21 protein-coding genes are annotated in these 19,507 nt (G+C 55.3%); 10 read left to right on the forward strand and 11 right to left on the reverse strand.

Annotated features, from left to right (window positions below; translation table 11 throughout):
* Window positions 1–38: 38 nt before the first annotated feature.
* The 4 genes from HZS52_RS07995 (at window position 39) to HZS52_RS08010 (ending at window position 3,051) form a co-directional block, all read left to right on the forward strand.
* Window positions 39–896 carry a transporter substrate-binding domain-containing protein gene (locus tag HZS52_RS07995; protein ID WP_190374505.1) on the forward strand — a complete coding sequence of 286 codons (858 nt, stop codon included), beginning with the start codon at window positions 39–41 and terminating at the stop codon, window positions 894–896.
* A gap of 65 nt (window positions 897–961) precedes the next feature.
* A complete protein-coding gene (locus HZS52_RS08000) occupies window positions 962–1,603 on the forward strand; it encodes an amino acid ABC transporter permease (protein WP_022521643.1) in 642 nt (213 codons plus the stop codon).
* 22 nt (window positions 1,604–1,625) lie between these two features.
* A complete protein-coding gene (locus HZS52_RS08005; RefSeq protein WP_022521644.1) occupies window positions 1,626–2,291 on the forward strand; it encodes an amino acid ABC transporter permease in 666 nt (221 codons plus the stop codon).
* Window positions 2,284–3,051 carry an amino acid ABC transporter ATP-binding protein gene (locus HZS52_RS08010; RefSeq protein ID WP_190374506.1) on the forward strand — a complete coding sequence of 256 codons (768 nt, stop codon included), beginning with the start codon at window positions 2,284–2,286 and terminating at the stop codon, window positions 3,049–3,051. The genes HZS52_RS08005 and HZS52_RS08010 overlap by 8 nt, the downstream gene beginning before the upstream one ends.
* Window positions 3,052–3,080: 29 nt before the next feature.
* Here HZS52_RS08010 and HZS52_RS08015 read toward each other — a convergent pair whose 3' ends face one another.
* The 6 genes from HZS52_RS08015 to HZS52_RS08040 all read right to left on the reverse strand — a co-directional run bounded on the left by HZS52_RS08015 (window position 3,081) and on the right by HZS52_RS08040 (window position 9,740).
* A complete protein-coding gene (locus HZS52_RS08015; protein WP_223828089.1) occupies window positions 3,081–3,842 on the reverse strand; it encodes a M15 family metallopeptidase in 762 nt (253 codons plus the stop codon).
* 49 nt (window positions 3,843–3,891) lie between these two features.
* Window positions 3,892–5,166 carry a TRAP transporter large permease gene (locus HZS52_RS08020; RefSeq protein WP_022521647.1) on the reverse strand — a complete coding sequence of 425 codons (1,275 nt, stop codon included), beginning with the start codon at window positions 5,164–5,166 and terminating at the stop codon, window positions 3,892–3,894.
* On the reverse strand, window positions 5,163–5,678 hold the full coding sequence (locus HZS52_RS08025; protein WP_035538735.1) for a TRAP transporter small permease: 516 nt from the start codon (window positions 5,676–5,678) through the stop codon (window positions 5,163–5,165). The genes HZS52_RS08020 and HZS52_RS08025 overlap by 4 nt, the downstream gene beginning before the upstream one ends.
* A 122-nt stretch (window positions 5,679–5,800) precedes the next feature.
* A complete protein-coding gene (gene dctP, locus HZS52_RS08030; protein WP_009285955.1) occupies window positions 5,801–6,835 on the reverse strand; it encodes a TRAP transporter substrate-binding protein DctP in 1,035 nt (344 codons plus the stop codon).
* A 126-nt stretch (window positions 6,836–6,961) separates the two neighbouring features.
* Window positions 6,962–7,888 carry a LysR family transcriptional regulator gene (locus HZS52_RS08035; protein WP_009285954.1) on the reverse strand — a complete coding sequence of 309 codons (927 nt, stop codon included), beginning with the start codon at window positions 7,886–7,888 and terminating at the stop codon, window positions 6,962–6,964.
* A gap of 178 nt (window positions 7,889–8,066) precedes the next feature.
* Window positions 8,067–9,740: an isovaleryl-CoA dehydrogenase gene (locus HZS52_RS08040; protein WP_190374507.1), complete on the reverse strand. Its 1,674-nt coding sequence runs from the start codon at window positions 9,738–9,740 to the stop codon at window positions 8,067–8,069.
* A 243-nt stretch (window positions 9,741–9,983) separates the two neighbouring features.
* On the opposite strand from HZS52_RS08040, the gene HZS52_RS08045 reads away from it, so the two are divergent.
* The 3 genes from HZS52_RS08045 to HZS52_RS08055 all read left to right on the forward strand — a co-directional run bounded on the left by HZS52_RS08045 (window position 9,984) and on the right by HZS52_RS08055 (window position 11,326).
* Window positions 9,984–10,277, forward strand: a complete 294-nt coding sequence (locus tag HZS52_RS08045; RefSeq protein WP_027957100.1) for a hypothetical protein — start codon at window positions 9,984–9,986, stop codon at window positions 10,275–10,277.
* Window positions 10,278–10,298: 21 nt separating this feature from the next.
* The gene (locus tag HZS52_RS08050; protein WP_022521652.1) at window positions 10,299–10,595 is read left to right on the forward strand and encodes a YciI family protein; all 297 of its coding nucleotides are present in this window, start codon (window positions 10,299–10,301) and stop codon (window positions 10,593–10,595) included.
* A gap of 203 nt (window positions 10,596–10,798) precedes the next feature.
* Window positions 10,799–11,326 (forward strand): HPP family protein, encoded by a 528-nt coding sequence (locus HZS52_RS08055; RefSeq protein WP_022521653.1) that lies wholly within the window; start codon window positions 10,799–10,801, stop codon window positions 11,324–11,326.
* Between the two features lie 2 nt (window positions 11,327–11,328).
* On the opposite strand, the gene HZS52_RS08060 is transcribed toward HZS52_RS08055, so the two are convergent.
* Complete coding sequence (locus tag HZS52_RS08060; protein ID WP_190374508.1) at window positions 11,329–11,901, reverse strand: gamma-glutamylcyclotransferase; 573 nt, start codon at window positions 11,899–11,901, stop codon at window positions 11,329–11,331.
* A 130-nt stretch (window positions 11,902–12,031) separates the two neighbouring features.
* Here HZS52_RS08060 and HZS52_RS08065 point away from each other — a divergent pair, with 130 nt between their 5' ends.
* Together HZS52_RS08065 and HZS52_RS08070 are read left to right on the forward strand one after the other, a co-directional pair.
* Window positions 12,032–12,886: a sirohydrochlorin chelatase gene (locus HZS52_RS08065; protein WP_190374509.1), complete on the forward strand. Its 855-nt coding sequence runs from the start codon at window positions 12,032–12,034 to the stop codon at window positions 12,884–12,886.
* 114 nt (window positions 12,887–13,000) lie between these two features.
* Entirely contained in the window at window positions 13,001–14,590 is a 1,590-nt protein-coding gene (locus HZS52_RS08070) for an ABC-F family ATPase (RefSeq protein WP_022521655.1), read from the forward strand.
* Between the two features lie 46 nt (window positions 14,591–14,636).
* Here the strand turns inward: HZS52_RS08070 and HZS52_RS08075 are convergent, their stop codons facing one another.
* Both HZS52_RS08075 and HZS52_RS08080 read right to left on the reverse strand, forming a co-directional pair.
* Window positions 14,637–15,239, reverse strand: coding sequence for a cell division protein ZipA C-terminal FtsZ-binding domain-containing protein (locus HZS52_RS08075; RefSeq protein ID WP_039857361.1), 603 nt, complete (start codon window positions 15,237–15,239; stop codon window positions 14,637–14,639).
* 40 nt (window positions 15,240–15,279) lie between these two features.
* Window positions 15,280–15,543, reverse strand: coding sequence for a TspO/MBR family protein (locus HZS52_RS08080; protein WP_223828090.1), 264 nt, complete (start codon window positions 15,541–15,543; stop codon window positions 15,280–15,282).
* 216 nt (window positions 15,544–15,759) lie between these two features.
* On the opposite strand from HZS52_RS08080, the gene HZS52_RS08085 reads away from it, so the two are divergent.
* On the forward strand, window positions 15,760–16,605 hold the full coding sequence (locus tag HZS52_RS08085; protein ID WP_190374510.1) for a helix-turn-helix transcriptional regulator: 846 nt from the start codon (window positions 15,760–15,762) through the stop codon (window positions 16,603–16,605).
* Here the strand turns inward: HZS52_RS08085 and HZS52_RS08090 are convergent.
* Window positions 16,580–18,109, reverse strand: a complete 1,530-nt coding sequence (locus HZS52_RS08090) for an aldehyde dehydrogenase (protein ID WP_190374511.1) — start codon at window positions 18,107–18,109, stop codon at window positions 16,580–16,582. The two genes, HZS52_RS08085 and HZS52_RS08090, sit on opposite strands and share 26 nt — an antisense overlap.
* Window positions 18,106–19,353 (reverse strand): M20 family metallo-hydrolase, encoded by a 1,248-nt coding sequence (locus tag HZS52_RS08095; RefSeq protein WP_190374512.1) that lies wholly within the window; start codon window positions 19,351–19,353, stop codon window positions 18,106–18,108. Before HZS52_RS08095 ends, HZS52_RS08090 begins: the two co-directional genes overlap by 4 nt.
* Window positions 19,354–19,507: the final 154 nt, after the last annotated feature.

A 19,507-nucleotide genomic window follows, 5' to 3' on the forward strand; every position in this document is an offset into this window, starting at 1 on the left:
TAAAAGCGTATTTTTGAAAACCTAGGGGATATCAGACGATGAAAAAAATAGCTGCCTTAGCCTCCGCAATAAGCATCGGCGCGCTTGCTTTAAGTGCGTCACTGACCGTTTCCGCTGCGGATTTAGATGAAATAGAGAGCCGTGGCTATATGAGCGTGGCCACCGAAGATAACTACGCGCCGTTCAACTTTATGAGTGGCAGCGACCCCGATGGCTTTATCAAAGATATATTGATTGAACTGGAGGAGTACTCTGACTTCGAGATCCGCCAGGATATTTTGCCTTGGACGGGGCTTTTGGCCTCGGTTTCATCGGGCCAATACGACATGGCACTTACCGGCGCGTCGGTGACCGACGAACGCCTGCGGGTATTTAACTACGCGCCGCCGTTTGCATCGGCACAGCACTTTTACATTAAGCGGGCAGGTGATGAGCGTATCAACAGCATTGAAGACTTAAGTGGTATGACGCTGGGTGTTCAGGCGGGCAGTGCACTGCTATCGCGCCTGCCAGAGTTGGAGGTCATGCTGGAAGAGAGTGGTGGCGAGCTGGGCGACGTAATGCAGTATGAGGCCTATCCAGAAATCTACGCTGACCTGGCCAACGGTCGTGTCGATTACGTGATTAACTCCATCGTGCCGGTTAATGACCTGATCAGTGAACGCCCTGACGTATTTGAAGCCGGTCAAGCCGTCTCCGGTCCAGGCTTCGTGGCCTGGCCGATGCCTAAAGACAGCCCACAACTACTGACCTATATCACCGACTTTATGAGCCACCTGCGTGATTCTGGCCGCCTGGCCGAGCTGCAGGAAAAGTGGTTTGGCGAGTCCTTTGACGACCTGCCGACAACCCCTATCACCTCAGTGGAAGAGTTCCACGAAATGGCCGGTATGTAAGCCATCACATTCGCCTGCCGCCCAGCCTGGGCGGCGGTTTTCTTATCGCGAATTAGGGGGTGAGCATGGACAGTAGCGCATGGGGGCTTCTCATCCAGGGCGCCTGGACAACGCTTTGGATATCCGGCATCTCCATTGCCATCGGTGTGGTAATGGGGCTTTTGATTGCATTGCTTAGGGTGGCCAAAATTCCCGTTTTGCATCAATTGCTAGGCGTCTACATTAGCTTGGCGCGGGCAACGCCGCTGGTGACGCTGGTGCTGTTTATCTTCTTAACCGCGCCGACCATGGGCGTTAACCTCAACCGCAATGTGGCCGGTATTATCGCGTTAACCCTCAATACCACTGCTTTTAACGCTGAAATCTGGCGCTCTGCCTTTAACAACTTCTCCAAAGAGCAGCGTGAAGCGGCCCTGGCCATCGGTATGACACCGTGGGTCTATTTCCGCCGTATTATGCTGCCACAAATCACCATTACCAGCCTGCCGGGCTTGGTGAATGAAATGTCATTTCTGATTAAAGGCAGCCCCGCTATTGCGGTCATCGGCGTCGTCGACCTGACCCGTGTGACCAACCGTATTTCGGCGGTGACCTACGACCCACTGCCACCCATTTTAGCGGCTGCGGCGCTGTATATGCTGATTATCAGTCTGTTGGTGTGGTTTCAACGTGTGGCTGAGCGTAAAGCCAGCCGGCTGGCCGTTTAAGGTGGTCGTTTAGGGAGTCTCTATGAGCAACTGGGAAATTCTTTGGTCATCTTACGATGTGTTTTTAAGTGGTTTTTATAACACCTTAAAGCTATTTGGTTTATCCGCTGTCTTGGCTTTTTTAATGGGCAGCGCCATGGTGTTTTTATTGGAGGGTTCCCGCCCACGGTTAAAGGTTCCGCTGCGGATTTTTATCGATGGCATGCGTATGCTGCCATTTTTGATCCTGGCCTACCTGCTGTATTACGGCTTACCTAGTGCAGGCATCCGCATGAGTGCCTGGACGGCCGGGATTATCGCCCTGGTGATCTACCATGGCGCATACTTCGCGGAGATTCTGCGCGGCTGCCGCGCTACCTTCGCCCAAGGGCAGGTAGAGGCAGCAATCGCCCAAGGGTTCTCGCAGCCCCAAATGTTTATGCGCATTATCTTGCCGCAGCTGATTTTGAAAACCCGCGGCTTATTGGGTAATCAGTTGATTATCCTACTCAAAGACACCGCCTTTCTGGTGATCATCACCGTGCGCGAACTCACCGCGGCGGCGAGCAGCCTGTCGAGCACCTACTTCATTCCCATGGAAGCGTTCATCGTGGTGATCGGCTTCTACTGGCTGATCAGTATTGGTTTAGAACTATTTATCAAAATGATTGGCCGTTTTGGCGCCAAGCGAGGATTCGAAAATGCCTGAGACCGCCGCTGTTAGTATTCGTAACCTTTCCAAAAGCTTCGATGGCATTGAGGTGCTGCGGGATGTATCGCTGGAAGTTCAGCCCGGCGAAGTGGTGAGTATTTTGGGCTCATCGGGTTCGGGTAAATCTACCCTGCTACGCTGCATTAACTGGCTTGAGCAACCCGACCGGGGCGACATCCGTATTGCCGGTGATCGTATCGGCGTGAGTGACACTGGAAAACCCATGTCGCGCCGTGAGCTGGCAGGCATGCGCGCGCGCTTGGGCATGGTGTTCCAGGGCTTTAACCTCTGGCCTCACCTGAGTGTGCTGCGTAATGTCACCGAGGCGCCAATTCATGTTCAGGGGCTAAGCAAAGCCGAGGCTGACGAGCGGGCCATGGCGCTGCTCGAAAAAGTCGGCATGGCCGACAAACGCGAGCAGTACCCTTACACGCTTTCAGGCGGGCAGAAGCAGCGGGTCGCGATTGCCCGAGCGCTGGCCATGCAGCCTAAGGTGATGCTGTTCGATGAGCCCACTTCAGCCCTCGACCCCGAGCTGGTGGGGGAAGTGCTTGGGGTGATCAAAGACCTCTCCAAAGAAGGCTACACCATGGTGCTGGTGACCCACGAAATGGAGTTTGCCCGGGCAGTCTCCGATCAAGTGGTCTTTCTCGACAAAGGCATCATCATTGAAAAATCCCACCCCAGCGAGTTCTTTGAGAACCCTAAAACCGACCGAGTACGGCGCTTTCTGGAACTTGAAGCGCCTGCGGTGTGAGCACACTGAATCTGGCGCTGGCTAGATCATTACCCCAACTGCCTGCGCCAGCGGTTCTCTATGGTATCCAGCTCTGCCGGGCCGTAGTGCGCATGATCATGCGGCCCGTAGTAGGCCCATAATTGATCGCCATAATCGAAGTGCCACCACTCGCTGGGCAGGTTGGTGAAGCCTTGTTGTTGCAGGGTGTGATAGAGCAGGCGGCGGTTATCCCGCGCCTTATATTGCTGCGGGGTAAGCATTTCCAGCTTTTCGAAATAGTCGCTATGGGAGGCGGGGAGCGCTTCATCAAACAAGGTGCCCATATCCAGTGGCAGGCCATCGGCATCACAAAGCGTGACATCGACGGCGCCGCCGGTGAGGTGCGGGCTGGGGGCTAAAGGGTCGCGGCTGGGTACCGATACGAACTCTCTTGTACGCTCCAATAGCTCCGCGTCGCTGAGGTCTGGATGGTGGTGGTGGATGGCTTCATGCAGGGTATCAAACAAGTACTGCTGCACCCGCCATGGCCGCCAGCCATCCAGTACGATCAACCCGATGCCCTCGGGTAAGCTACGTGCCGCAGCGAGTAGCGCCCGATAAACCCCCTCACGAACGAAACACTCCGGCACCGCACCCGGAATACCCAGCCGAGCATAGGCGGGGAACACGCTGACCGGTGCCGGGGCGAGGCTCATCGGTACCAAGCGCTCGCCGTTATCTTCAATAGGCGCGCGGCGCAGCTGTTCCCAGCAGGGAGCTGAATGGCTGGGTATAGGCGGCAAGGCCTTCAATAGTGTGCTCAAAGGCATTATGTTATCCAAGCAGAGTGTTATCCAAGCTGGTTATTAAAACTGGTTGTCAAAACTGAGTAGGCAGCCACAGCGTCAGCGATGGAAAAAGGATGAGTAGAATAAGCACCGCAATTGCCGTCAGTACAAAGGGCCAAATGGTTCTGAATAGCGACACTATCTCAAGCCGACTAACCGCGGCGGCCACGAACACACAGGCGCCCAGCGGTGGCGTGATCAATGCAATGGTAATGTTCAGTGTGATGATGACGCCCAGATGAATGGGGTCTATACCCGCCATCATAGCCACCGGCGCAAAGATCGGCGTCAGTAGCATCAATGCCGACACCTCCTCCATAAACATGCCCGTGATGAAGGTGATCGCACTAAGCAGCAATAAAATAACCACGCTATTGTCCACGTAGGGTGATAGCAGGGATACAAACTGCGCAGGTACTTGCGCATAGGAGAGCAGCCAGCTAATCGTCGCCGAGGCCGCCATGATGAGAAAAATCGCCGAGGTTAAGCGTGCCGTATCAAGGATGGCTTGCCAGCACTCTTTAAAGCGTAACCCTCCCAGCACAAAGCCACATAAGGCCACATACAGCGCTGTCAACGCGCCCGATTCTGTAGGCGTCACAAAGCCCAGCACGATGCCAGCAACAATAATAAAGGGAGCGATAAGCGCGGGCAGAGCGGCCGCGAAGGCTATGCCAAGTTGGCCGATTGAGGGCAACTGGCCACTTTTGGGTAATCGGTGGCGCCAGGCATACCAGGCGTTCATGCCCATAAAGGCAACCCCCAGCAGCAGACCTGGTACTACGCCCGCCAGAAATAGATCGCCTACTGAGGTGTTGGTCAGTGAGGCGTAGAGGATCATAAAGATACTGGGTGGAATAATCGGGCCGATCAGCGAGCTACCGGCGGTCAACCCAGCGGCAAAAGCCCTTGAGTAGCCCTCCTTCTCCATGGCAGGTACTAACAGCGACCCCAGTGCCGAGGTATCCGCCACCGCTGAGCCATTGACGCCTGCGAAGAAAACGCTCGACACCACGTTGACGTGGCCCATACCGCCCCGCAAGTGCCCCACTATCAGGCGGGCGAACCCCATCAGGCGCTCGGTTAAGCCGCTGACGTTCATCAGGTTGCCAGCGAAGATGAATAACGGAATAGCCATCAAGGAGAACACATTGATACCGCCAAAGAATTGCTGGGGCAGCATACGTGGAATCATCGAGGGGTCGACAAACAGAAAGCCTACTATCGCCGTGGTCAGTAGCGCGATGAACAGAGGAAGCCCAAGCAAAACGTGGCCGAGGAAAACCACCAGCATCGTCACAATCATAAGGAGTCCTCAACGGTTGTGGATGGAGAGTCCTCGACAGTTTTAAGTGGCGCGGGGCCATAGAGAAGCGCATGCCAAGCCAGTAATAAAAAGCCAACGGGTAGCGAGAGGAGGGGCACCGTGCGGCTAATGCCAAGCCCTGAGGTGGTAAACATGCTGACCGAGAGTGCATAGCGATAGCTGACCCAGGCACCCCCCGCTGCAATCAGCAGGGTGAGCAGCCACTGGTACACGTTCAGCAAACGCGCGAGAGGGGGTGGCAGTAGCTTCTCCAACAGACCAACGCGCATGTGACCCCCTTCCGACCAGACGGTGCCAGCCGCGAGCATCACGGTGGCGATAATCAAAAATCGCGATATCTCATCTGTCCAAATGGGGGCACCACCGGCGATGTAGCGGGCAAACACCCCATACAATATGGCCGCAACATTGAGGGATAGCAGCGCGCCCGCCAGGGTTAGGGACACCGGGCGGCTGATCGCCAATAGACGGGATCGAAGCGTATTAAACATGGCAGCCTTCCAGGAAGCACAGAAACGTTAAGCACTAGAACATTCAGTACTGGGATATTAAGTACTGGAAATAGGGGGCCGGTAAGGTTCCAGCCCCTGTTTTGCAACGGTGTTAACAGCCGTTAGTCGAGCAGTTCGCTCATGCCTGCATCTTCCAGCGCCATATCGATCCAGCGTTGCTCGATATCACGTTCTTCGAGCCACTCAAGATAGGCGGGCTGGCCAATGTCGCGGAAAGCGGTGAGCTCCTCTTCAGAAGGGCGAATCACTTCCATACCTTGCTCTTCCAGGTAGGCGATACGTGCCTCAACCTGTTCCTCGTTGTGCTCACGGGCATTGTGATTAGCTTCGGAGACGGCCTCCATAAAGGTGCTGCGAAGCTCATCGTCCCAACCTGCGATCATGTCGCTATTGCCCACCAGGAACTGATCGGAGTACTGGATATTGGCCAAGGTCAGGTAATCCTGCACTTCGTAGAGGCTGCCCAGGATGATATACATCGGCGGGTTCATCTGGCCGTCGGCCACTCCTGTACGCAGTCCCATGTAGGTCTCTGTCCAGGGAATGGGAGTACCGGAGGCACCGAAGGATTCATAGAGGGCTACCTGGCTGGGATCCATGGCCCGGAAACGCAGCCCTTCGAAGTCGTCCGGGTGGCTGATAGGCCGTTCATTGTTGGTGAATGCCAGGAAGCCCCCCTCTTCGACGACCGCCAGCATATCGATACCGGCACGCTCCTGCAGAGCATTGCTGACTTCCTGCCAATACTCTCCTTCATCGAAGAAGCTACGCGCCGCCGCAAAGTCGTCGAACAGAAACGGAATAGCGCTGACGAAGATCTCATCAACGAGAGGAGAGACGCCTGCAAATGACGCCACGTTGAGCATGGGCGTATTCATGGTTTGTTCCATGCGCTCCTCTTCATCACCCAGCATGCTATTCGGGTAGAGCTCAAGCTGTATCTCACCGTCAGTTTTTTCGTCTACCAACGTTTTAAGGTTCTCTGCAAAGACGTGGACAGCATTCTTTTCGGGATCTGGGGCACCGTTGTAACTCAGATTAATGGTGGTGGCTGCAAGAGTGTTTCCTGCCATCATGGCAGAGCCAATCAGGCAAGCCGAGATGAGTCGTTTGGGTGAAAAGTGCTGAGTAAACATCGTAAGTCTCCTGGTTTATTGTCGTGAGCTATGAGGCGCTAAGGGCGCGTTATTGGATTTATAAGGAGTGCTTACTAGAAGACTATGTATTGAGGTGTTGACTATGCAATACCTAAACTGTGGCTTTTATTGCAACAGTCGTGGTGCATCGGCGGAGAAAAAGCGCATGCCTTTGTGCAAATGATCGATGCAAGTGATTGAGGCGACCGGGAGTTCCTGCCCTTTCAGGCTAACAATTTGTGCCCGCGTACCGTTCATCACCGGGTACTGCATGGGTAGTGTGAAGATCTCACCGCGCTCAATCTCATCCGCTACGGTGAGTTCGGGCATAAACGTAACGCCGATGCCTGAGCGGACGAAATTCTTTAACACCGAAACAGAGTTGGTGTGCAGGCGTGCTTCAAGATGAATGCGCTCCTGGTGGGCCACCATATTGACCATTTGCCGCATACCAAAAGGATTGTCCATTAACGCCAGGGGCCACCCCTTTAAGTCATGCAGGGTTACCGGGCGGTTAAGATCACTTAGTGGGTGATTGGGGGGCACAATCACATCGAGCGGCTGGCGCGTTTCCACGTGGCAGAAAAGTTGCGGGTCTACCGGCGGTGCATAAAGTAGCGCTATATCCACTTCACGATCTTTGAGTAACGACATCGCTTCGTTGACACCCGCCATGCGAATTTCGACATTGATACCGGAAAACGCTGACATAAAAGTGCCTAACGGTGCGGCGATCAGGTCAGCGATAAACCCTTCTCCCACGGCAATACGAACTTCTCCTTTCGTTAGGCTTTGAAGTGCCATTAGCTGGGAGAGCACCGCTTCTTCTGAAGCCCGCTGGGCATGAAAATGGTGCACCAGTAGCTGGCCCGCTGCGGTTGCGCGCATCCCTCTTCCGTGCCGCTCGCATAGCTGGGTATCCAACTCTTCTTCTAGTGCTTTTAGTTGGCGGCTAACGGCAGAAGCATCGACATTCAGGTGGGCCGCGGCGCGCCTGAGCGAGCCGCGGCGAATCACTTCATTGAGGTAGGTTAATGCACGCTGGTTAAGCATAAAACACGCCTGTAGTGGAGTGTTTTATATCTTACCCGCTATCACATTATTGCTGGCTCTTAATGTAAATAGTTTTTTAATGTGATTAGTTTTACGCGATCGGTTTTAGCCTGGAAGACGGCCATAGTCGTGAACGCTTATTCCACGAGGCTTATTCCAAGGACTCACTCCAAGGGTGTTATTCCACGGGCCGGGCACGCTGGATGATTGCCGCGCAATCCAGCCCGGTGGGTAGCGTGCCTGTATTGAGGCCACTGCGGTCGGCAAGGCGACCAGCGCAGAATGCATCGGCCACATAAGCGGGGGCGTGCTGAACCAGCAGGGCGCCCTGTAACGCTAGGGCCATGCCGTCCGCCAGTTGGCGGGCGCGGTACTGGAGCGTTTGAGTATCCTGCATCTGCCGCTGTAATTGGTGGATAAAACGGTCAAGATGCCCATTGGCGCCCTGTGAAAGGCCGAGTTCGGCGAAGTAGGCGTCGAGTACTTCGGGCTGTTTTTCAATCGCGCGCAGGATATCCAAGCACTGCACATTTCCGCTGCCTTCCCAAATGGCGTTGATGGGCGACTCGCGAAACAGACGCGCCATTATGTGGGTCTCCATGACGCCGCTTCCACCAATCACCTCCATTGCCTCGTATGCGTGGTGGGGCGTGCGTTTACATATCCAGTACTTGCCCACAGGGGTGGCGATTCGCGAAAGCAGGCGCTCATGCTCGTTGTCCTGATGATCCATGGCGCGGGCCATACGCAGCATTAAGGTGGTGGCGGCTTCGCTCTCAATAGCCAAGTCAGCGAGCACATTTTGCATCAGCGGCTGCTCGCTGAGCCGCTTCCCAAAGGCATGCCGATGAGAGGCGTGATGAATCGACTGGGCGGTGGCTTGGCGCATTCCGGCAGCTGAACCAATCATGCAGTCGTAGCGGGTCATGGCGACCATCTCAATAATGGTGCGCACGCCGCGGCCTTCATCGCCCACCATCCAGGCAAAGGCGCCCCGCAGCTCGGTCTCGCTGGAAGCATTCGATACGTTGCCCATTTTACGTTTTAGCTGCTGTATATGAAGCGGGTTCTTACTGCCGTCGGGCCGCCAGCGTGGCAGCAAGAAACAGCTCAAGCCACTGGGCGCCTGGGCGAGTACCAGAAATGCATCGCACATTGGCGCGGAGACAAACCATTTATGCCCCACCAGCTCAAAAGCTTCCCCCGGCCCGCCTTGATCAATCGGGTAGGCGCGGGTGGTGTTCAAACGCACATCGGAGCCGCCCTGCTTTTCGGTCATTGCCATGCCCAGAGTGAGGCCCTGTTTCTCGAAATAGGGGACGTTGCGCGGGTCGTAATGTGGGGCGGTGATTTTATCGCCCCAGCTCTCAAGCAGGCTGGGTTGATGGCGCAGTGCGGGCAGGGCTGCAAAGGTCATGGTAATCGGACAGCCGTGGCCCGCTTCTACCTGGGCCTGTAAAAAGTAGTTGGCGGCCCGATAAACATGCGCACCGGGCCGAGGGGTTCGCCAGGGGCTAGCATGCAAGCCGTGCTCTATCGCCGTTTGCATAAGCTGATGATAGGCGGGATGAAACTCGATCAAATCGACCCGATGGCCTTGCTGGTCGTGGGTCACTAACTGGGGGGAGTAACGGTTGGCCTCAACCCCCAAGGCAATCGCCTCAGCAGAGCCCGCCCACTGGCCAAACGTCTTGAGTGGGGCATCGTCGTCAGACCCGCTTTCACGGTTAACGCCTTCCTGAAGAGCGCGATCAGCTATGTAACTATTGTAGTTTGCAAGCGTCGGCGGCTGGTTTTCCACCTGATGGGTATTAGCTTGGAGTTGATCGGCCAGGGGGTAATGATGGTTCATGGCAGGCTCCTAGCGTGTAACGACGATAAGGGTGATTGTTTAAACGAACGTTTTACGGCTCATATATTTTGGAGCGTTTATGAGAGCATAGTTGCTGGACGGAGTAGTTGCTGGACGGAAAAGTCGCTAAAAACGGAGGGCGAAGAGGGGAGGGATGGATCCTGCTTTGCTCAGTCAGCGAATTTAACCGACAATGCCGCTTATCCTTCTCAGTCACGGGTATTATCAATGCAAGCAAACGCGATGCAGACAAACGGCTTTTTTGACGAAATTGGCGAAACTATCGGTGAAGCCATCCGCGTGGTGGTTGAGTTTCTGCTGGGCATTTTCACCAACTTCTTCGGTGCGTTCGGCGATTTCATCGATGGCTTGACGCGTTCGCTGGGAATCAGTGATTCCTTTTTCAGCATTGCTGTCTTAGTGATTGGGCTGCTGATTCTGTGGGGCGGTTTGCGCGCTTTTCTGCGAGGCTCGATAATCGGCGGTATTGTACGTACCGTATTGGGGCTGTTTATTCTTTCGTGGTTGATGATGTAGACACACTGAGAGGAGGAGTAGATGAAGCAGTTTGCGTTGATCGCCTATGATTACACCGATGAGGGGGCCTTAAACCGCCGCCTGGCTTGTCGCGAGCTGCACCTGGAAGGACTGCGTAATCTCTATCGGTCGGGTAATTTCGTAAGTGGTGGGGTAGTGCTGAACGATGAAGGTAAAATGATCGGTTCAAATGCACATTTCAGATTTGCTACTCGAGAAGATTTAGAGGCTTGGCTGGCGCAAGAGCCTTATATGACTGAGCGTGTCTGGGAGCAGGTCGATATACGCGAAGTTAAGCTGTTTGATCCCTCTATATAGTATGACGAACGAGCTCGGGTATTGTTTATAAAAAATGTCATAAAATAATGCCCCCGTTTCTCTCCTTGGTTAACACCCCATACACTGATGATGAGCAATCGCGTTGCCCTTGAGTCAGTTTCATCAGGGGCATGATAGATTGTCATTTGCTTATTTGGTGCATTTTGGCATCATTTGCACTCATTTTGTGCAAAGCGAGTGTAATGAAAACTTATCTTGGCAAGATGCGGGGGCAGCCAGTCAAGCGTGCCAGGGTAGGCTGGCAGGATGCTTTTTGGTCATGGGTCGGGGCCTTTACCGGTATGGCGGTCATTTGCTGGTTAAGCTCGGCGTGGCTGTCACAACAACTGCTCATCGTAGGCTCCTTCGGCGCAACCTCGGTGCTCATCTACGCAGCACCTGAAAGCCCTTTTGCCCAGCCCAGCCATGTACTCTTTGGCAGCGTGCTCTCCGCGGGTATTGGCGTTGCTTGCTACCAACTGCTGGGAGCGACCCCCCTCTCAATGGCTCTGGCCGTATCACTGTCGGTGCTGGGTATGCAGCTAACCCATACGGTTCACCCACCAGGAGCCGCGGCGGCTCTGATTGCGGTAGGCGGGGGTGCCAGCGTTCATCAACTGGGGTGGTGGTATCCTCTTTTGCCAATCGGAGCGGGCAGTATAGTGATGCTGGTAATCGCCATATTGGTCAATAACCTTGCCCGTCACCGCCGTTATCCGCGCTACTGGTAATGTTAAAATTGGCTCAGCTGTTGTTCCAGAGCAAAGATATGGGCATCTTTGGCGCCTAGCTCCCGCAGCGCCACGGCGAGGTTGACCAAGTAGTCGCGGTTGGGGCCGCTGGGCCCATGGGCGTTGGCAATTTGCTGGGCGATCTCATCAAGCGGCGCGTCGCCCAAAAAGGCCGGATTGTCATCGCTGGCCAGATAAATAAGCCCTTCGCTCTGTTCGGTTCCGTTGCCTTTCTCGTCCATAAACGTCAGCGGTACTTTTTCCCGCAAATAGCCGTTCTTCTCCCGCACATCCAACGGCGCGAGCACTTCCGGGGTAATGCGGTAGGCCATGCCGTGGCAAATCGAACCCTCGGCGCGAACCAGCGTCGCCACCCGCCCAGGCGCTTCAGGCGTGCCGCGGTGGTCGTGGGAACCCTGCCAAAATCGCCGCTCCCAGCCGTGTATATAGGCCGGACGGCGCTCCAGGTAGGCAAAATCAGCCTTCCAAATCAGTGAGCCGTAGCCGAATAGCCATATCGCCGCATGGCCTTCGAAGAAGTTTCTTTGCTGGTTAAGTGCAGTGGTATCAAGCATCGGTATCAGGCAGCGTTTTTAAGGCACATTTTTCAAGTAACATGGGGGCCAACGACGGTGTAAAACCACCATCTTAACATGTCACGGTTGATCACCCACACGATTGCCAAGACCACGACTGGAGGCAGCCATGCGCGCGATTTTTCTGGTGGATAACGGCTCGCTACGAGCGCAGGCAACGCTGAATTTACGCCGCGTGGCGGCTTCGCTTAGCGGGCTTGTAGGCGAAACCGTGCAGGCGGCCTCGCTGCTGCACTCCAATAAGATTCCTGCGGATGAGGTGGGAGGTATTCCCGCCACTACCCTTGGCCCCGCCGCGGAACGCAGTGCCGAACAGGGGGCAACGGAGATTATCGTGCTACCGTTCTTTTTTGGCCCCAGCAAAGCGCTGACGGGTTATCTGCCCGAGCGCATGGCCACGCTGCAGGAGCGCTTTCCCCACGTTAAGGTGCGGGTAGCCCAGCCCTTAGTGGATGAGTTCGGCGATAACGACCTGCGTTTAGCCCATCTGCTGGCCGATAACGTGCGCGACAAGCTTCGCCCAGGTACTAAACCGCATGTGGCGCTGGTGGATCACGGCAGCCCGATTCCTGAGGTTACCGCCGTACGCAACCGCCTGGCGGGGCAGCTTAGCGTGCTGCTAGCCGATGACGTAGCGTGTGTTGCCGCTGCTTCCATGGAGCGGCGCGAGGGCGATGAGTACCGCTTTAATGAGCCACTGCTGGAAAACTTGCTGGCGCTACCCGAGTTTAAGATAGGCTCGGTGATCCTGGCGATGCTGTTTCTTTCGCCGGGGCGCCACGCCGGGGAGGGCGGCGATATTGCCGAGATTTGTGCAGCGGCTGAACAGCAGTATCCAGGGCTTTCCGTTACCACGACGAAGCTGGTGGGGGAGCATCAAGGGATCGTTGATATATTGCACTCGCGGCTGCGCCAAGCGCTTGATGATGAACGCTTTCTACTCGATATCCCGGCAATCGCCTGACGCCACTAGGGTTTGATGGGTGAATACACGCCTAATAGCGCGTAGAATCGCGAGCCTTTCTATTCGTTGTAAGCTGTCGTCGTTACTGACAATGCGCTAACCAGGGCTCCTTTTGTGATCGCTACCGCCAATATCACCATGCAGTTTGGGGCCAAGCCCCTGTTTGAAAATGTCTCCGTTAAATTCAATAACGGCAACCGTTACGGCCTGATTGGCGCGAACGGCTGCGGCAAATCCACCTTTATGAAAATTCTCGGTGGCGATTTGGAGCCCACTTCCGGCCAGGTGATGCTGGATAGCAGTACACGGCTGGGTAAGCTGCGTCAGGATCAGTTTGCGTTTGAAAACGAGCGGGTGATCGATACCGTCATCATGGGCAATGTAGAGCTCTGGTCGGTCGCCGCTGAGCGTGAACGCATTTACTCCCTGGCAGAGATGAGCGAAGAGGACGGCATGGCCGTCGCTGACCTGGAAGTGCGCTTCGCCGAGCTGGACGGCTATACCGCCGAGCCCCGCGCCGGCGAACTGCTGCTAGGCCTGGGCATTCCCATTGAGCAACACACAGGTCCGATGAGCGAAGTTTCTCCCGGCTGGAAGCTGCGTGTGCTGCTTGCCCAGGCGCTATTCGCTGACCCGGATGTACTGTTGCTGGATGAGCCGACCAACCACCTGGATATCAACACCATCCGCTGGCTGGAAGATATTCTTAAAGCGCGCAGCAGCACCATGATCATCATCTCCCACGATCGCCACTTCCTGAACAGCGTTTGTACTCATATGGCGGATCTGGATTACGGTGAAATCACCCTGTTCCCGGGTAACTACGATGATTACATGACCGCCGCCACCGCCGTGCGCGAGCGTCAGCACTCGGATAACGCCAAGAAAAAGGCCCAGATTGCCGAACTGCAGCAGTTCGTGAGCCGCTTCTCCGCTAACGCCTCGAAGGCTAAGCAGGCTACATCTAGAGCGCGTCAAATCGATAAAATCAAGCTGGAAGATATCAAGCCTTCCAGCCGCGTAAGCCCCTTTATCCGCTTTGATCAGGCGAAGAAAATCCACCGTAATGCCGTCAACGTGGACGGCATTACCAAGAGCTATGAGGGCGACAAGCCGCTGTTCGAGCGTCTTTCCATGACCGTGGAAGCCGGTGAGCGCATTGCTATTATCGGCCCCAACGGCATCGGCAAAACCACGCTGCTGAAAACCCTGGCGGGCGAGTTACACCCGGACGCGGGCGAAGTGAAGTGGACCGAAGCCGCTGAAGTGGGGGTTTTTGCTCAGGATCACAGCGACGACTTTGCCGTCGATGCCACGTTGTTTGAGTGGATGTCAGCATGGACTCAAGGTGGCGAGCAGGTGGTTCGCGGTGCTCTGGGGCGGATGCTGTTTTCCAGCGACGATATTGGAAAATCGGTGAAGGTCATTTCCGGTGGCGAGCAGGGGCGCATGCTGTTTGGTAAGTTAATCCTTACTCAGCCCAACGTAATGCTGATGGATGAGCCGACTAACCACCTGGATATGGAGTCTATCGAGGCGTTGAACCTGGCCCTGGAGAACTACCCCGGCACGCTGATGTTTGTGAGCCACGACCGTGAGTTCGTCTCGTCACTGGCCACGCGCATTATTGATATGCAGCCGGAAGGCATTGTCGATTTCAGCGGCAGCTACGATGACTACCTGCGCAGCCAAGGAGTCGTGTGACGCTGTTTTTTTCAGCATGGTTCTTTGTAAGAATAGCTCTGTAAATCTATTCGCCGATAATTTGCTCAAAGGTGCTGTCGGTGGCGAGTTCGCGCTCGTCATTGAGCATTTTGCCGCTAAACACCGTCTGCATCTCTTTGGCGAGTTCTACGTAGACATGCATTTGTTGATTACGTCGCTTACGTAGCGGTGGTTTCACTAATAAGCTAATACCCTTGATGGGCTCATGGGTTTCCCCGCGCAGCAGGTCAGGCATTTCCCCCGGTGGAAAGGCGTTGGCGATAGTGACTGGGTTGGAAGGCTGTTGGCCGTCGATTAAAAATATCTTCTTAAGCGCGTCGTAGTGAGCGTCTTTCTCCCGCAGCCACTGGGTAAGGCGCTCGTCTGAATCTTCACTGGGTTGATCAAAGATTATAAAAAGCGAATGCTGCTTAACTTTTTTAGTTTGCTTTGAGGGTGCAGGGGTGTCAGGTTCTTGAGCTTTTTCAGAGTTGTCTGCTTGTACCGGACGAGGCGCAGCGGCTTTCGCTTTCGCTGCGCGCCGTCGGCGGCGCCAGGGCACAATGACATATATAAATATCGCTGTTGCCATTGCGCCTAATACCAGCGATGCGAAGGCGAGTACTATTATAGTAGTGGTGCGATCCATACTCTCAGAATCCTTTTTTTAATCAGCGCTCAGGCTTTATTTAGCCGACGACAGTTTGTTTACGCCCAAAGAATAGCCACGACCACGCGGCATTGACCATAAGCTGCAGCGCGTAAGCCGCTAAGCTTGCTGAGCGCCATACTGAGTCATCCGCCATATAAATACGCCAAGCGACGATAGCCATCAACAAATACAGTATGCCCCAAGCGAAGGGGAAAGCGGTATTCGGTGGTGTCCAGCTTGGCTTACTTAGTTCGCGGAACCAACCATCAGGCCGAAAGTGCGCACCCAGTCGTGGCGGCAAGGCCGACGAGCAGTAGAGACACCAGCAGCGCTAATAGCGAAGCAAGCATTCATTACCTGTATGTTCAAACGAAAGAATCAATAGCCTAGCAGCGTTTATCCAAGAGGCTCAACACAAAGTAATCACGAGCCGTAATGAGTCAATTGTATTGCCTGAGTTTACCGTGTTCGCGCAAGGCAGTATTGTTTTGTCAAACAACCTAATGAAGCGCTACTCATGAAATACTGCTCAACAACCGATGATATCGATAGTACCTTTCTGGCAAGTGCGGGAAGTGCAGCTTGGCATCGGCATATGGCGAGCTTGGTACGCTCATCGGGACAGCGCGATTTCCCCGTTCGTCTGGAGCAAGTGCTGCGCGCGCTAACCGGTTTCGATACGATTCTGATCAATACCTACAAAGGGCGTCATAGACCACTACTGATTCACGACGATTACCCGTCAGAAAATCGCCCTCAAGCGATAGATCGCTACCTCAGCGGTGCGTATTTATTGGATCCTTTTTTTACCGCCATGAGTGGTGGCCTGGATAGCGGTGTGCACCGGTTGCGGGAGCTAGCCCCTGATCGTTTTGAATCCAGTGATTACTATGCTCACTATTATCGTGCGTTAGGATTAGCGGATGAGGTTGGCCTCTTCGCACGTGTGGGGGATGATGTCTTGATGGTGGTATCGCTGGGCTTTCAGGCAGAGGCTCCCTTGAAACGACGTGCGTTGCAGGTGTTGAAGAATGTAGTGCCGATGATCGAAACCTTGTTGATGGAGTTCTGGAAGTGGCAGGGCGTCCTCTTCCAGCCGACATTGGAAAAGGACGCCCCGGTGGAAGCTGCCTTCGTAAGCTTTGGCCGAGAGGTTTTAACGGCACGTGAACAGGAAATCGTTCGTCTGTTGCTCGCAGGGCACTCCACCAAATCGGCGGCCCGGGAACTGGATATCAGCGATGGCACTGTGAAGGTACACCGCAAGCATATTTACCAGCGTCTGGATGTCTCCAGTCAATCGCATTTGTTCCAGCTATTTCTTGAACACGTGGCTCTCATTTCCCGGCAGTTGAGAGGCTAAGGTGCGAGGTTTGTAGCGCCATCCAGATGGTTTTGATCTCGGTATACTCGTCAAGCGAGTGAAGCGATTTATCCCGCCCATTACCGGATTGCTTAACCCCACCGAACGGCACTGTCATGTCCGGGCCTGCCCAGTTGTTAACGTAGACTTGCCCGGAGTGCAGCTTGCGTGAGACGCGCATAATACGATCAATGTCCTGGCTCCAGACGGCGGCAGCCAAGCCGTAGTCGCTGTCGTTGGCAAGTGTCAATGCCTCCTCTTCGGTATCGAAGCCAAACACCGACAGCACCGGCCCGAAGATCTCCTCGCGACCTATGGTCATGGCCGGGGTGACATCGTCAAACACGGTGGGAGGAATAAAGAGCCCGGAGCTATCTAATGGCTGTCCCCCGGTACGAAGCGTGGCACCCTCTTCCTGCCCCTGGCGGATATAATCAAGCACCCGCTGGTATTGAGTGTTATCGACCATCGCCCCCATAAAGCTTTGCGGGTCGAGTGGGTCGCCTGGTTGCATGGCAGCCGCAGCGTCCACCACTTTCTCGACGAAAGCGTGGCGAATGCTATTTTCCACCAACAGCCGCGAGCCAGCGATACAGACTTCACCTTGGTTATGAAAAATCGCAGCGGCTGCGTTTTGAGCTGCAACGTCTAGATTTTTGCAGTCGGCAAAGATGATGTTGGGGCTTTTGCCGCCGCACTCCAGATAAACGCGTTTCAAATTGGATTGGCCTGCGTACTGCATGAGCTGTTTGCCCACTTGAGTGGAGCCGGTAAAGGCGAGGCAGTCGACCTCCATCGACAGGGCCAGCGCTTTACCCACGGTGTGGCCATAGCCGGGGAGTACTTGAAACACCCCGGCGGGTAGGCCCGCTTGTTGGCTTAGTTGAGCAAGGCGTAGCGCCGATAACGGCGACTTTTCTGACGGTTTGAGAATAACGCTGTTACCAGCCGCCAATGCCGGTGCAATCTTCCAGGCGGTCATCATCAATGGGAAGTTCCAGGGAACGATGGATACCACCACCCCGAGTGGCTCGCGCACAATCAAGCCGAGGTGATGATCACCCGTCGGGGCCACCTCACCGTACAGCTTATCGATACTTTCGGCGGTATAACGCAGGCAGCCAATGGCGCCGTCAATATCCCCCAGCGCACTGGTAATCGGTTTACCCATGTCCAGGGTGTCCAGCAGGGCAAGCTCGTGCCTATGGGCCTGCATTAACGCCGCCAGTTCAAGTAACGTGGCTTTGCGCTGAGCTGGCGCGCGGCGCGACCACTCCCCCCGGTCAAAGGCCTGTCGAGCTGCGTGGGTAGCGAGCTCGGCATCGGCGTCATCGCAGCTGGCGACCTCTGCCAACACTTCACCGGTGGCTGGGTTCACCGTGGTGAGTGTGGCGCCGCGCTGCGCATCGACAAAGGTGTCGTTGATATAGGCGCGGGTTTCAAAGGAGAGTGTGTCTGCCAGTGATTGCCACTCGGACTGGTTCGTTGGGACAGTTGTACTCATTGGGTAACCTCAAGGTCGTTAGCGTTATGCAGTAGCGCGTCGCACAGCACCTGGGTGCCAAGTGCACACTGCTCTGGTGTTGAGTACTCGGCTTCGTTATGGCTGATGCCATCGCGGCAGGGAATAAAAATCATCGCGGTGGGCGCCACCCGTGATACATACACCGCATCATGGCCCGCACCACTGAGCATACGGCGGTAAGCAATACCTCGCGCCCTGGTCGCCTGTTCGATGGAGGCAATGCAGTGGTCGTTAAATGCCACCACCGGGGAGTTCCAGAGGCGTTGCGGCGTTATCACAACACCAAAGGTCTCTACCAAGGCATCTAGCTCGCTATAGAAGCGGGCCTCCAGCGCGTCTAGTTGATCATCGTGCACATGACGGAGGTCGACAGTCATGGTGACCTGGGCGGGAATCACGTTGCGAGAAGGCGTATCGATCTCCAGGCAGCCAAAGGTCACCTTGCTGTCACCGCTGGTGTCGGTGGCGGCGATGGCGTATAGCCGATCAATGAGCCGGGCGGCAGCGGCCAGGGCGTCGTGACGATATGCCATGGGGGTGGTGCCCGCATGGGCAGCGCTGCCTTCAATCGTCAGGTCAAACCAGCGCATCCCTTGCACCCCAGTGACCACACCGATATCTAAGCCCTCCTCTTCAAGTACCGGCCCCTGTTCGATATGCAGTTCCAGAAAACTGGCTAACCGAGGCTCGCCAATAGGCAGGCTTCCCTTCATGCCTGTCTCCTCAAGGGCCTGTCCAAAACTAATCCCCTGTTCGTCCTGGCGAGCTAGGGTCTCCTCCACAGTAAACACCCCCGCATAGGTGCCGGAAGCCATCATCGCGGGGGCAAAACGGCTGCCTTCCTCGTTCGTCCAAACGATCAGCTCAAGGGGGCGCTCGGTAACGATTTGCTGGTCGTGCAGGGTGCGAAACACTTCCAGACCCGCGAGAACCCCCAGCACGCCGTCGAAACGACCGCCTTTGGGCTGTGTATCCAGGTGGCTGCCGACAGCGGCGGGCTCCAGGTCGTCACGTGCACCGGGTCGGCGGAAAAAAAGGTTCCCCACGGCATCACTGCGAACATGGCAGCCAATATCGGCGCACCACTCGATCAACTGCTGCCGACCGGCGGTATCTTCGGGTGTCAATGCCAAGCGGTTGCTGCCGCCATTGGGGGTAGCGCCGATCTCTGCCATGGCCATTAAACTTGACCACAATCGCTGGCCATCAATGGACACTTGCATGGCGTGTCTCCTGTTGTGTTTGTTGGGTTAAGGAGATCCACCATAGGAGGCCTTTCGCGCAACCGATATACCCCAATGGGGATATATTCCCGACACTGTTTTCCCCGCTAGCCTGTGAAGTCACCTCAACAACGGCTTCCTAATAAGCGAGGGT

It is taken from the genome of Vreelandella titanicae, from assembly GCF_014697095.1.
Lineage (GTDB): Bacteria > Pseudomonadota > Gammaproteobacteria > Pseudomonadales > Halomonadaceae > Vreelandella > Vreelandella titanicae.